Annotated in this window: 9 protein-coding genes; 4 read left to right on the top strand and 5 right to left on the bottom strand. The window is 59.9% G+C overall.

Features of this window, described 5'->3' with window-relative positions; translation table 11 throughout:
• Positions 1–58: 58 nt before the first annotated feature.
• The 5 genes from rlmF to ACLBW8_RS25015 all read right to left on the bottom strand — a co-directional run bounded on the left by rlmF (position 59) and on the right by ACLBW8_RS25015 (position 6,755).
• A complete protein-coding gene (rlmF, locus tag ACLBW8_RS24995; RefSeq protein ID WP_447806555.1) occupies positions 59–1,078 on the bottom strand; it encodes a 23S rRNA (adenine(1618)-N(6))-methyltransferase RlmF in 1,020 nt (339 codons plus the stop codon).
• Between the two features lie 244 nt (positions 1,079–1,322).
• Positions 1,323–4,169 (bottom strand): valine--tRNA ligase, encoded by a 2,847-nt coding sequence (locus tag ACLBW8_RS25000; protein ID WP_447806556.1) that lies wholly within the window; start codon positions 4,167–4,169, stop codon positions 1,323–1,325.
• Positions 4,170–4,381: 212 nt separating this feature from the next.
• Complete coding sequence (locus ACLBW8_RS25005; RefSeq protein ID WP_064450856.1) at positions 4,382–4,777, bottom strand: hypothetical protein; 396 nt, start codon at positions 4,775–4,777, stop codon at positions 4,382–4,384.
• A gap of 7 nt (positions 4,778–4,784) precedes the next feature.
• The gene (locus ACLBW8_RS25010) at positions 4,785–5,213 is read right to left on the bottom strand and encodes a DNA polymerase III subunit chi (protein WP_064450857.1); all 429 of its coding nucleotides are present in this window, start codon (positions 5,211–5,213) and stop codon (positions 4,785–4,787) included.
• Positions 5,214–5,264: 51 nt separating this feature from the next.
• Positions 5,265–6,755 carry a leucyl aminopeptidase gene (locus ACLBW8_RS25015; protein WP_447806557.1) on the bottom strand — a complete coding sequence of 497 codons (1,491 nt, stop codon included), beginning with the start codon at positions 6,753–6,755 and terminating at the stop codon, positions 5,265–5,267.
• 284 nt (positions 6,756–7,039) lie between these two features.
• On the opposite strand from ACLBW8_RS25015, the gene lptF reads away from it, so the two are divergent.
• The 4 genes from lptF to lepB all read left to right on the top strand — a co-directional run bounded on the left by lptF (position 7,040) and on the right by lepB (position 12,041).
• Positions 7,040–8,158 carry an LPS export ABC transporter permease LptF gene (gene lptF, locus ACLBW8_RS25020; RefSeq protein WP_064450859.1) on the top strand — a complete coding sequence of 373 codons (1,119 nt, stop codon included), beginning with the start codon at positions 7,040–7,042 and terminating at the stop codon, positions 8,156–8,158.
• The gene (gene lptG / locus ACLBW8_RS25025) at positions 8,151–9,230 is read left to right on the top strand and encodes an LPS export ABC transporter permease LptG (RefSeq protein ID WP_064450860.1); all 1,080 of its coding nucleotides are present in this window, start codon (positions 8,151–8,153) and stop codon (positions 9,228–9,230) included. The genes lptF and lptG overlap by 8 nt, the downstream gene beginning before the upstream one ends.
• 151 nt (positions 9,231–9,381) lie before the next feature.
• A complete protein-coding gene (lepA, locus tag ACLBW8_RS25030; RefSeq protein ID WP_032859966.1) occupies positions 9,382–11,181 on the top strand; it encodes a translation elongation factor 4 in 1,800 nt (599 codons plus the stop codon).
• Positions 11,182–11,186: 5 nt separating this feature from the next.
• Complete coding sequence (lepB, locus tag ACLBW8_RS25035) at positions 11,187–12,041, top strand: signal peptidase I (RefSeq protein ID WP_064450861.1); 855 nt, start codon at positions 11,187–11,189, stop codon at positions 12,039–12,041.
• Positions 12,042–12,167: the final 126 nt, after the last annotated feature.

A 12,167-nucleotide genomic window follows, 5' to 3' on the forward strand; every position in this document is an offset into this window, starting at 1 on the left:
TGCTTCGGAGCGATCCGGGCACGGTTTTTTGTTGCCTGCGGTTTACTGTGATGAAGGGCTAGTCGCGAACCCAGCGCTGGCGCCAGATCTGCTGCTCGTTCTTGGTCTGGAAAGTCCAGGCCACGAAACGGCTTTGCTTTTGGCCCTGGGACATCTCCACCACATGACTTTCCAGCACGTTGGCTTTTTTGAGTGCCGTCTCAATCGCGGGCAAATTTGACGCTTTTGACACCAATGTGCTGAACCACAACACCTTGTGGGCAAAATGCGCACTCTCAGCGATAAGCTGCGTGACGAAGCGCGCTTCACCGCCTTCACACCACAACTCCGCCGATTGCCCGCCGAAGTTCAGTACCGGCAACTTGCGCTTGGGATCGGCTTTGCCCAGCGCGCGCCACTTGCGTTCGCTGCCCTTGGTGGCTTCGTCCATGGACGCATGGAACGGCGGGTTGCACATGGTCAGGTCAAAGCGCTCGCCCGGCTCCAGCAGGCCCAACAGGATTTGCTTGGGGTTGGTTTGCTGGCGCAACTGGATGACCTTGCTCAGGTCATTGGACTGCACGATGGCCCTGGCCGCGGCCACGGCGATAGGGTCGACCTCGGAGCCGAGGAAGTTCCAGCGGTACTCCATGTAGCCAATCAACGGATAGACACAGTTGGCGCCCATGCCGATGTCCAGCACCTTGACGATTGAACCGCGCGGAATCTTGCCGTCGTTGACGCTGGCCAGCAGGTCGGCGAGGAAATGCACATAGTCGGCACGCCCCGGCACTGGCGGGCACAGGTAGTCGGCTGGGATATCCCAATGCTGGATGCCGTAGAAGGCTTTCAGCAGCGCCCGGTTGAAGACCCGCACCGCGTCAGGGCTGGCAAAGTCGATACTTTCCTTGCCATAGGGGTTGGTGATCACGAATTTCGCCAGTTCCGGCGTCGTTTTGATCAGCGCCGGGAAGTCATAACGGCCTGTGTGGCGGTTACGCGGATGCAAGGTGGCCTCTTTACGCGGCGCGACGGGTTTGGCCGTGGCGGCGGTTTTAGGCTTCTTGCGCGGTGGTTTGGGTGTGCTGGGGGCGGTCATGGCTGCGTCGATTCTGGGGTTGTTTCAAAAGTGGCGGGTATTGTCACACATTCCTGAGGTGACCTCGTTCAAAAGTGGGAGCTGGCTTGCCTGCGATGCAGGCGACACGGTCCGGCAGCCAAACCCAGGCGATGCTATCGCAGGCAAGCCAGCTCCCACATTGATCGGGTTCCCAATGGGGAGTTTCAGTGTTTTTCGGGCAAAAAAAGAGGCCCGAAGGCCTCTTTCTTATACGCAGTCCACCTTACAGGCTGGAAATCCGCGCATGTTGCTCCGCCAGTTTGCCCAAGGCCTGTTCAGCCTCAGCCAGCTTGGCGCGCTCTTTGTCGATCACTTCAGCCGGCGCCTTGTCGACGAACGCGGCGTTGGACAGCTTGCCGCCCACTCGCTGCACTTCGCCTTGCAGGCGTGCAATTTCCTTGTCGAGACGGGCCAGTTCGGCGCCCTTGTCGATCAGGCCGGCCATCGGCACCAGCACTTCCATGTCGCCGACCAGTGCGGTCGCCGACAGGGGCGCTTCTGCGCCGTCAGCCAATACCGTGATCGACTCCAGCTTCGCCAGCTTCTTGAGCAATGCGTCGTTCTCGGTGAGGCGACGCTGGTCTTCGGCACTGGCGTTCTTCACGAATACGGCCAATGGCTTGCCCGGACCGATGTTCATCTCGGCGCGAATGTTGCGCGTGCCCATCATCAAGGTCTTGAGCCATTCGATGTCGCTTTCGGCGGCCTCATCAATGCGCGCTTCATTGGCTACCGGCCAAGGTTGCAGCATGATGGTCTTGCCTTCGACACCGGCCAGCGGCGCGATGCGCTGCCAGATTTCTTCGGTGATGAACGGCATGAACGGGTGCGCCAGGCGCAGCGCCACTTCCAGCACGCGTACCAGGGTGCGACGTGTACCGCGCTGGCGTTCGACCGGCGAGTTTTCGTCCCACAGCACAGGCTTGGACAGTTCCAGGTACCAGTCGCAATACTGGTTCCAGATGAACTCGTACAAGGCCTGTGCGGCCAGGTCAAAACGGAACTGGTCGAGCTGGCGGGTCACTTCGGCTTCGGTGCGCTGCAGCTGCGAAATGATCCAGCGATCAGCCAGGCTCAGCTCATAGGCTTCGCCGTTCTGACCGCAGTCTTCGCCTTTATCCAGCACGTAGCGCGCGGCATTCCAGATCTTGTTGCAGAAGTTGCGATAGCCTTCGACGCGGCCCATGTCGAACTTGATGTCGCGACCGGTGGACGCCAGCGAGCAGAAGGTGAAGCGCAGGGCGTCGGTGCCATAGCTGGCAATACCGTCGGCGAACTCGTCACGGGTCTGCTTCTCGATCTTCTTCGCCAGTTTCGGCTGCATCAGGCCCGAGGTGCGTTTTTGCACCAGGGTTTCCAGGTCGATGCCGTCGATGATGTCCAATGGGTCCAGGACGTTGCCCTTGGACTTGGACATCTTCTGGCCCTGGCCATCACGCACCAGGCCATGCACGTACACGGTTTTGAACGGTACCTGCGGGGTGCCGTCCTCGTTCTTCACCAGGTGCATGGTGAGCATGATCATCCGGGCAACCCAGAAGAAAATGATGTCGAAGCCGGTAACCAGCACGTCGGTGGAGTGGAATTTCTTCAGGAATTCGGTCTGTTGCGGCCAGCCGAGGGTGGAGAAGGTCCACAGGCCCGAACTGAACCAGGTGTCCAGTACGTCGTTGTCCTGTTGCAGCGCCACGTCCGCGCCGAGGTTGTGCTTGGCACGCACTTCAGCTTCGTCACGGCCGACATAGACCTTGCCCGACTCGTCGTACCAGGCCGGAATGCGGTGGCCCCACCACAGTTGACGGCTGATGCACCAATCCTGGATGTCACGCATCCACGAGAAATACATGTTCTCGTACTGTTTAGGCACGAACTGAATGCGGCCATCTTCGACGGCAGCAATCGCAGGCTCTGCCAACGGCTTGGTGGACACATACCACTGGTCGGTCAGCCACGGTTCGATGATGGTGCCGGAACGGTCGCCCTTCGGCACTTTCAGGCCGTGGTCGTCAACGCTCACCAGCAGGCCGGCAGCGTCAAAGGCAGCAACGATCTGCTTGCGAGCGTCAAAGCGGTCGAGACCGGCGTACTCAGCCGGGATCTTGCCGTCGATGCTTTCGTTCAGCGTGCCGTCCAGGTTGAACACCTGGCAGGCCGGCAGGACGGCGGCGTTTTTGTCGAAGATGTTCAGCAGCGGCAGGTTATGGCGCTTGCCGACTTCGTAGTCGTTGAAATCGTGGGCCGGGGTGATTTTCACGCAGCCGGTGCCGAATTCAGGGTCGCAGTAGTCGTCCGCGATGATCGGGATGCGGCGGCCAACCAACGGCAGCTCGACGAACTTGCCGATCAGCGCCTGGTAGCGTTCGTCGTTCGGGTTAACCGCGACGGCGGCGTCGCCGAGCATGGTTTCCGGACGGGTCGTGGCGACGATCAGGTAGTCGTTGCCTTCAGCGGTCTTGGCGCCATCGGCCAGCGGGTACTTGAGGTTCCACAGGAAACCTTTCTCGTCGTGGTTTTCCACTTCGAGGTCGGAAATCGCCGTGTGCAACTTGGTGTCCCAGTTGACCAGGCGCTTGCCACGGTAGATCAGACCGTCTTCGTGCAGGCGTACGAAGGCTTCTTTCACGGATTCCGACAGGCCGTCGTCCATGGTGAAGCGCTCGCGGCTCCAGTCGACGGACGAACCCAGGCGACGGATCTGACGGCTGATATTGCCGCCGGACTGGTCTTTCCATTCCCAGATCTTTTCCAGGAATTTCTCGCGACCCAGGTCGTGACGGTTCTGGCCGGTGGCTTCGAGTTGACGTTCCACCAGCATCTGGGTGGCGATACCGGCGTGGTCGGTACCCGGTTGCCACAGGGTGTTGCGACCCTGCATGCGGCGGAAACGGATCAACGCATCCATGATCGCATTGTTGAAGCCATGGCCCATGTGCAGGCTGCCAGTGACGTTCGGTGGCGGAATCATGATGGTGTAGGAATCGCCCGCGCCTTGCGGAGCGAAATAATTCTCGGACTCCCAGGTCTTGTACCAGGAAGTTTCAATAGCGTGCGGCTGGTAGGTCTTATCCATGCGCGGCGGGACCCTAGTTGGCATTAATTCAGGAAAGCCGACAAGTATAACGGGGGATAGGGCGCAGGGCGAGGCGAAGACAGGCTTGAGATGTACGCAGTGCAAATGTGGGAGGGGGCTTGCCCCCGATAGCAGTGGGTCAGTGACTGATAAGCTGGCTGACCCGGCGCTATCGGGGGCAAGCCCCCTCCCACAGTAGATCCAGGTGTGGCTCAGGACTGATATTGGCTCAACAACCGCTCCATGCGCGCATCCAGCCGGCGCTTGATCTCGGTTTCGATATGCGGGGCAAAGTCGTCGATCACGTCTTGCATGATCAGTTGTGCGGCGGCGCGCAGTTCGTTGTCCAGGTGCAGCAGCAAGGCGTCAGGCGCCTTTTCGGCAGCAGCCGCGGCAGGCACGGGTTCTACAACCGGGGCTGCAGCAGCAGGCGCTGGTGCGGCGGGCTTGCCACCGACCAGGTCGAACAGCAGCGGAATCTGTACCTCGCCATCGACCGTGTCGGTCAGCAGCGGCGGTTGCAAGGCATCATCACCCAGCAATTGACGGATCGACTCCAGGTCGTCCAGCAAGTGGTCGTCTTTTTTAATCGGGTTGGGAGTGTCCATCATGTGCTCAAAGTCGTTGTAGCCGGTGATCCTGCAGAGGATAGCCCTGTTCGCGATAGAAACGGAAACTCTCCCGCGCGGCCTGACGAATAGCCGGGTCTTCCACCACCACTTCCGCCACGCGGGCAAAAGCCTTGGCAAAGGTCGGTACTTTCAGGTCCAGGTTGACCAGCAGGTCATGGTGACTGCCGCAGTTGTCGCCCAGGCCCAACACAATCAGGCCTTCGGGTTCGGACTCGGCGGGGCCGTGGGGCACGAAGCTTTCACCCTTGAAGCGCCACAGGCGGGCATCAAGGTCGTCTCGTTGGGCTGCATCGCTGCAATGCAGGTAGATGCGGTGGCCCATGCGCCAGGCTTTTTCGGTGAGTTTGCAGGCAAAGTCCAGGCGCGCAGAAGGATCGGCGCTGGGCAATATATAGAAGTCGACTTGGGTCATTGCGGTTCCTGAGACCGGGGCGGCGGGATGGCCGCCCCGGAATCTTCAGTTTCAGGCTTTGGCGCGATCCAGCAGGTACTGGGTCAGCAGTGGAACCGGACGGCCAGTGGCGCCCTTATCCTTGCCGCCGCTGGTCCAGGCCGTACCGGCGATGTCCAGGTGCGCCCAGTTGAAGTTCTTGGCAAAGCGCGACAGGAAGCAGGCCGCTGTGATGGTGCCGGCTTTCGGGCCGCCGATGTTGGCGATGTCGGCGAACGGGCTGTCCAGCTGCTCTTGATACTCATCGAACAGCGGCAGTTGCCAGGCGCGGTCGTCGGCAGACTTGCCGGCGCTGAGCAGTTGCTCGATCAACTCGTCGTTGTTACCCAGCAGGCCGGACGTGTGAGCGCCCAGGGCGACCACGCAGGCACCGGTCAGGGTGGCGATGTCGATCACCGCTTGTGGCTTGAAGCGTTCGGCGTAGGTCAGCGCATCGCACAGCACCAGGCGGCCTTCGGCGTCGGTGTTGAGGATCTCGACGGTCTGGCCGCTCATGGTGGTGACGATGTCGCCCGGACGGGCCGCGCCGCCGCTCGGCATGTTCTCGGCACACGCCAGGATGCACACCAGGTTGATCGGCAGCTTGAGTTCCAGCACGGCACGCAGGGTGCCGAACACGCTGGCGGCGCCGCCCATGTCGTACTTCATTTCATCCATGCCGGCGCCCGGCTTGAGGCTGATGCCGCCGGTGTCGAAGGTGATGCCTTTGCCGACCAGGGCGTACGGCTTCTCGGATTTCTTGCCACCGTTGTATTGCATCACGATCAAGCGTGGTGGCTGGTCGCTGCCCTGGCCCACGGCGTAGAACGAGCCCATGCCCAGTTCCTTGATCTTATTCTCGTCCAGCACTTCAACCTTCAAGGCCTTGAACTCTTTGCCCAGCGCCTTGGCTTGTTCGCCCAGGTACGTTGGGTGGCAGATGTTCGGCGGCAGGTTGCCCAGGTCGCGGGTGAACGACATGCCGGCGGCGATGGCCTGGGCGTGGGTCACAGCGCGCTCGACCTCAGCTTGGGCAGCCTTGATGGTCAGCAGGGTGATTTTCTTCAGGGCGCGGGGTTCGGCTTTCTGGCTCTTGAACTGGTCGAAGACGTAGCTGCCGTCCACCAGGCTTTCGGCCAGCAGGCGGGTCTTGCCGTAGCTGTCGCGGCCTTTTACGACGATTTCATCGAGTGCCAGCGCAGCATCGGCGCCGCCCAGGCCTTTAAGGGCGGTGAGGAGGGTGCTGATGATCTTGCGGAACGGGCGGTCGCCCAGTTCGGCGTCCTTGCCCACGCCCACCAGCAATACGCGGTCGGCTTTAAGGTTAGGCAGGCTTTGCAGCAACAGGCTCTGGCCGACTTTGCCGGCCAGGTCGCCGCGCTTGAGGATCGCGCTGATAGCGCCGCCGCTCAGTTCGTCGAGTTGCTTGGCGGCGACGCCGAGCTTGCGCCCTTCGCCGACGGCGACCACGAGGGTGGCGGTTTTCAACGTTTCGGGGCTAACGCTTTTTACAACCAATTCCATTTTCGGGTCCCTTATAAAGGTCGGTGAGCCTGGAGTCTGTGTACCCAGGCTTAAAGCGAGGCAGCTGTGTAAACCGCCCGCGACAAAGGCCGCAGTTTGAACCTCGCCGGCGGAGCCTGACAACCCTTGCCGCACGCTTTGTGCACGCGTATGAGCAAGCACCGTGACAGGCGCGGTCAATCACAGGATAATGCGCCATCTTTTTAGCCGGCCCGTGCAAACGGGTCGACTCGGTATGCTTGCTTGTTTGGCCGCCTTAGCCTGACAACCCTGGAGTGTCTGGTTTGATCGTCTTCCGTTATCTGTCCCGCGAAGTCCTGTTGACCCTGAGTGCCGTGAGTGCGGTATTGCTGGTCATCACCATGAGTGGTCGTTTCGTCAAATTCCTCGCCCAGGCCGCCTCGGGCGCTCTGGACCCAGGCTCGTTGTTCCTGATCATGGGCTTTCGCCTGCCGGGGTTTTTGCAACTGATCCTGCCGCTCGGCCTGTTCCTGGGCATTCTGCTGGCCTATGGCCGGTTGTACCTGGAAAGTGAAATGACCGTGCTCTCGGCCACCGGCATGAGCCAGCAGCGTCTGCTGGCCATGACCATGGTGCCCGCTACCGGCGTTGCGCTGGTGGTGGCATGGTTGAGCATGAGCCTGGCGCCCCAGGGCGCCATGCAGTTCCAACTGCTGCTGAACAAGCAGGATGCAATGACCGAGTTCGACACCCTCGAGCCCGGGCGCTTTCAGGCGCTCAACGACGGCACGCGGGTGACCTATACCGAAACCATGACGGATGACCGCTCCAACCTGGGCGGCGTGTTTATTTCCCAGAAAAACCTGGGGCAGAATCAGAAAGATCGTGGAATTTCGATTCTGGTGGCCAACAGCGGGCGCCAGGAAGTACGCCCTGACGGCAGCCGTTACCTGATCCTGGAAAATGGCTTTCGTTACGACGGCAGCCCAGGGCTGGCGGATTATCGGGCGATCAAGTACGACACGTATGGCGTAATGCTGGCCAAACCGGAGATCAGCGAAGAGGTCACCGACCGCGACGCACTCCCGACGTCGTCGCTTTTCGGCAATACGGAACTGCGTTCAGTCGCGGAACTGCAATGGCGAATTTCCCTGCCGCTGCTGGTGTTTATCGTGACCTTGATGGCGGTGCCGCTGTCGCGCGTCAACCCGCGTCAGGGCCGTTTCCTCAAGCTGTTGCCAGCGATCCTGCTGTACATGGCCTACCTGACCCTCCTGATTTCCGCCCGTGGTTCCCTGGAGAAGGGCAATCTGTCGCCGGCCCTCGGCCTGTGGTGGGTGCACGGGATTTTCCTGGTGATCGGCCTGGGGCTGCTCTACTGGGAACCTATCCGTTTGAACATGAAGAGCCGTCGTGGCCTGAAGGAGTTGGCTCGTGGCTAAGCTCGATCGCTACATTGGTAGCAGCGTACTGATCGCCATTCTGGCGGTATTGGGCATCATCCTTGGCCTGGCCTCCTTGTTCGCCTTCATCGATGAAGTGGGCAATGTCACCGACACCTATACGGTCACGGACGTGCTGAGCTACGTGGCACTGACCGCGCCGCGCCGTCTCTACGACATGATGCCGATGGCCGCGTTGATCGGGTGCCTGATCGGCCTGGGCAGCCTGGCCAGCAGCAGCGAATTGACCATCATGCGCGCCGCCGGTGTTTCCATCGGCCGTATCGTCTGGGCGGTGATGAAGCCGATGCTGTTGCTGATGGCCTGCAGTGTGCTGATCGGCGAATACGTGGCGCCACCGACCGAAGCCACGGCCCAGGCCAATCGCGCCCTGGCCCAGGGTTCGGGGGATGCGCAGAGTGCCAAGCACGGCCTGTGGCACCGCCAGGGTGACGAGTTTATCCACATCAACGCCGTGCAACCCGGCGGTCTGTTGGTGGGTGTGACGCGTTATACGTTCGATAAAGAGCGGCACATGCTGACTTCCAGTTTCTCCAAGCGTGCGCAATACGATGAAGGGAAGTGGGAGCTGTACGAAGTCACCACGACTTATTTCCATAATGTAGGGCAGGGCACCAAGGCCAGCACCGAAGTCGTCAATGTGCCGTCCGAGCAGTGGGACATCGCGCTGAAGCCGGAGCTGCTCAATACCGTGGTGATGGTCCCGGAAGCTCTGCCGATCTCCGGTTTGTGGGGCTATATCCATTACCTCAAGGATCAGGGGCTGAACAACGGCCGCTACTGGCTGGCATTTTGGGTCAAGGTGTTGCAGCCGTTGGTCACCGCCGCGCTGGTATTGATGGCTATTTCGTTCATCTTCGGCCCGCTGCGTTCCGTGACCCTTGGCCAGCGGGTGTTTACCGGCGTGCTGGTGGGCTTCACCTTCCGTATCGCCCAGGACCTGCTGGGCCCGTCGAGCCTGGTGTTCGGTTTCTCGCCGCTGTTTGCGGTGCTGGTGCCGACCGCGATCTGCGCCCTGGCCGGGTTCTGGCTGTTGCGTCGGGCCGGTTGATACTGCGCTTATGAACAAAAAATGCCCCGCTCCCAGGATCGGGGCATTTTTGTTCTGGTCAGCAAAGATGACGCCCGGCCTGAGCATCAGGTACAATTCCCGGCTATTTTTCAGCGGGCAATCTGCCTGCAGCCTTTTTGAGTGTTGATCCGTGAGTGATTTGAGTCATATCCGCAATTTCTCCATCATCGCCCACATTGACCATGGCAAGTCGACGCTGGCCGATCGATTCATCCAGATGTGCGGCGGCCTTGCCGAGCGTGAAATGGAAGCCCAGGTCCTGGATTCCATGGACCTTGAGCGTGAACGCGGGATCACCATCAAGGCCCATAGCGTTACCCTGTACTACACCGCCAAAGACGGTATCAAGTACCAGCTGAACTTCATTGATACTCCCGGCCACGTTGACTTCACCTACGAAGTCAGCCGCTCGCTGGCGGCGTGTGAAGGCGCCTTGCTGGTGGTCGACGCCGGCCAGGGCGTTGAAGCCCAGTCCGTTGCCAACTGCTACACCGCGATCGAGCAGGGCCTTGAGGTCATGCCGGTGCTGAACAAGATCGACCTGCCCCAGGCCGATCCGGACCGCGTTAAAGAAGAAATCGAAAAAATCATCGGCATTGACGCCACCGACGCTGTCGAGTGCAGCGCCAAGACCGGCCTGGGCGTCGACGAAGTGCTCGAGCGCCTGGTCAAGACCATTCCTGCGCCAACCGGCAACTACGAAGATCCGCTGCAAGCGTTGATCATCGACTCCTGGTTCGACAACTACCTGGGGGTTGTTTCCCTGGTACGTGTGCGCCACGGCCGCGTGAAGAAGGGCGACAAGATCCTGGTTAAATCCACCGGCAAGATCCACCTGGTGGACAGTGTCGGCGTATTCAACCCCAAGCACACCGCTACCACTGACCTGAAGGCCGGTGAAGTAGGCTTCATCATCGCCGGTATCAAGGACATTCACGGTGCACCGGTCGGTGACACCCTGACCTTGAGCTCTACCCCTGATGTAGACGTGCTGCCGGGCTTCAAACGCATCCAGCCGCAGGTTTACGCCGGCCTGTTCCCGGTGAGCTCCGACGACTTCGAAGACTTCCGTGAAGCCCTGCAAAAGCTGACGCTCAACGACTCGTCGTTGCAGTACACCCCGGAAAGCTCCGACGCCCTGGGCTTCGGCTTCCGTTGCGGGTTCCTCGGCATGCTGCACATGGAGATCATCCAGGAGCGCCTCGAGCGCGAATACGACCTGGACCTGATCACCACCGCGCCAACGGTTATTTTTGAACTGTTGCTGAAAACCGGTGAAACGATTTACGTCGATAACCCGTCCAAGCTTCCAGATCTGTCCTCCATTGAAGACATGCGCGAGCCGATCGTGCGGGCCAATATCCTGGTCCCGCAGGAACACCTGGGCAACGTCATTACTCTGTGTATCGAAAAACGTGGCGTACAACACGACATGTTGTTCCTCGGTACCCAAGTGCAAGTGACCTACGATTTGCCGATGAACGAAGTGGTCCTGGACTTCTTCGACCGTCTCAAATCCACCAGTCGCGGCTATGCTTCGCTGGATTACCATTTCGATCGTTACCAATCGGCTAATCTGGTGAAACTGGATGTGCTGATCAACGGCGACAAGGTTGATGCTCTTGCGCTGATCGTGCACAAGGACAACGCGCACTACAAAGGTCGCCAGCTGACCGAGAAGATGAAAGAACTGATTCCGCGCCAGATGTTCGACGTCGCGATCCAGGCCGCCATTGGTGGGCAGATCATTGCGCGAACCTCCGTCAAGGCTCTCAGAAAGAACGTACTGGCCAAATGCTACGGCGGTGACGTAAGCCGTAAGCGCAAACTGCTTGAGAAGCAAAAGGCCGGTAAAAAACGCATGAAGCAAGTGGGCAACGTGGAAATTCCACAAGAAGCCTTCCTTGCGGTGCTCAGGTTGGATAGTTAGGTCCTATGTCACTAAATTTCCCGCTGTTGCTGGTCATCGCCGTTGCCGTTTGCGGTCTCCTGGCGTTGCTCGATCTGGTGTTCTTCGCCCCGCGTCGGCGGGCGGCTATCGCGTCCTATCAGGGCAGCGTGAGCCAGCCCGATGTCGTGGTGATCGAGAAGCTGAACAAAGAGCCTCTGCTGGTTGAATACGGCAAATCGTTCTTTCCCGTGTTGTTCATCGTGCTGGTGCTGCGGTCGTTTCTGGTGGAGCCGTTTCAGATCCCTTCGGGGTCGATGAAACCTACCCTGGACGTCGGTGACTTTATCCTGGTGAACAAGTTTTCCTACGGGATCCGCCTGCCGGTCATCGACAAGAAAGTCATCCCGGTCGGTGATCCGCAGCGCGGCGATGTGATGGTGTTCCGCTACCCTAGCGACCCGAACGTCAATTACATCAAGCGCGTAGTAGGCCTGCCGGGCGACGTAATTCGCTACACCAGCGACAAGCGTCTGTTCGTCAACGGGGAATCGGTGGCCGAGAAGTTGATTGGTGCCGAGCCGAACACCCTGGGCAGTGCCGAGTTGTACCAGGAAAAACTCGGGGCTGTAGAGCACCAGATCCGCAAGGAAATGAGCCGCTACCGTTCGCCGCCTGACACCGAATGGAAAGTGCCGGCCGGTCACTACTTCATGATGGGCGACAACCGCGACAACTCCAATGACAGCCGCTACTGGGATGACCCCAACATTCCCAAGGACCTGCTGGGCATGGTTCCCGACGAGAACATTGTCGGCAAGGCCTTTGCCGTATGGATGAGCTGGCCGGAACCCAAACTCAGCCACCTGCCGAACTTCTCGCGGGTCGGGCTGATCAAGTAATACAGGCGGCGCTGTGAACACAGCGCCGAATGCTTTTCTGGGGTTGGGACAATTCATGGCCCGGCCCCATGCGACACCAATCGGGATTTAAATTTGAACACTGCGTCAATCGTCGATGGCCGCCGG

The sequence above is a fragment of the Pseudomonas sp. M5A4_2d genome (genome assembly GCF_053345295.1).

Excerpts from the sequence above, each read along its gene's own strand:
- rlmF (WP_447806555.1), bottom strand. The coding sequence starts at position 1,078 with ATGACCGCCCCCAGCACACCCAAACCACCGCGCAAGAAGCCTAAAACC.
- ACLBW8_RS25005 (WP_064450856.1), bottom strand. The coding sequence starts at position 4,777 with ATGGACACTCCCAACCCGATTAAAAAAGACGACCACTTGCTGGACGAC.
- ACLBW8_RS25010 (WP_064450857.1), bottom strand. The coding sequence starts at position 5,213 with ATGACCCAAGTCGACTTCTATATATTGCCCAGCGCCGATCCTTCTGCG.
- ACLBW8_RS25015 (WP_447806557.1), bottom strand. The coding sequence starts at position 6,755 with ATGGAATTGGTTGTAAAAAGCGTTAGCCCCGAAACGTTGAAAACCGCC.
- ACLBW8_RS25000 (WP_447806556.1), bottom strand. The coding sequence starts at position 4,169 with ATGGATAAGACCTACCAGCCGCACGCTATTGAAACTTCCTGGTACAAG.
- lepB (WP_064450861.1), top strand. The coding sequence starts at position 11,187 with ATGTCACTAAATTTCCCGCTGTTGCTGGTCATCGCCGTTGCCGTTTGC.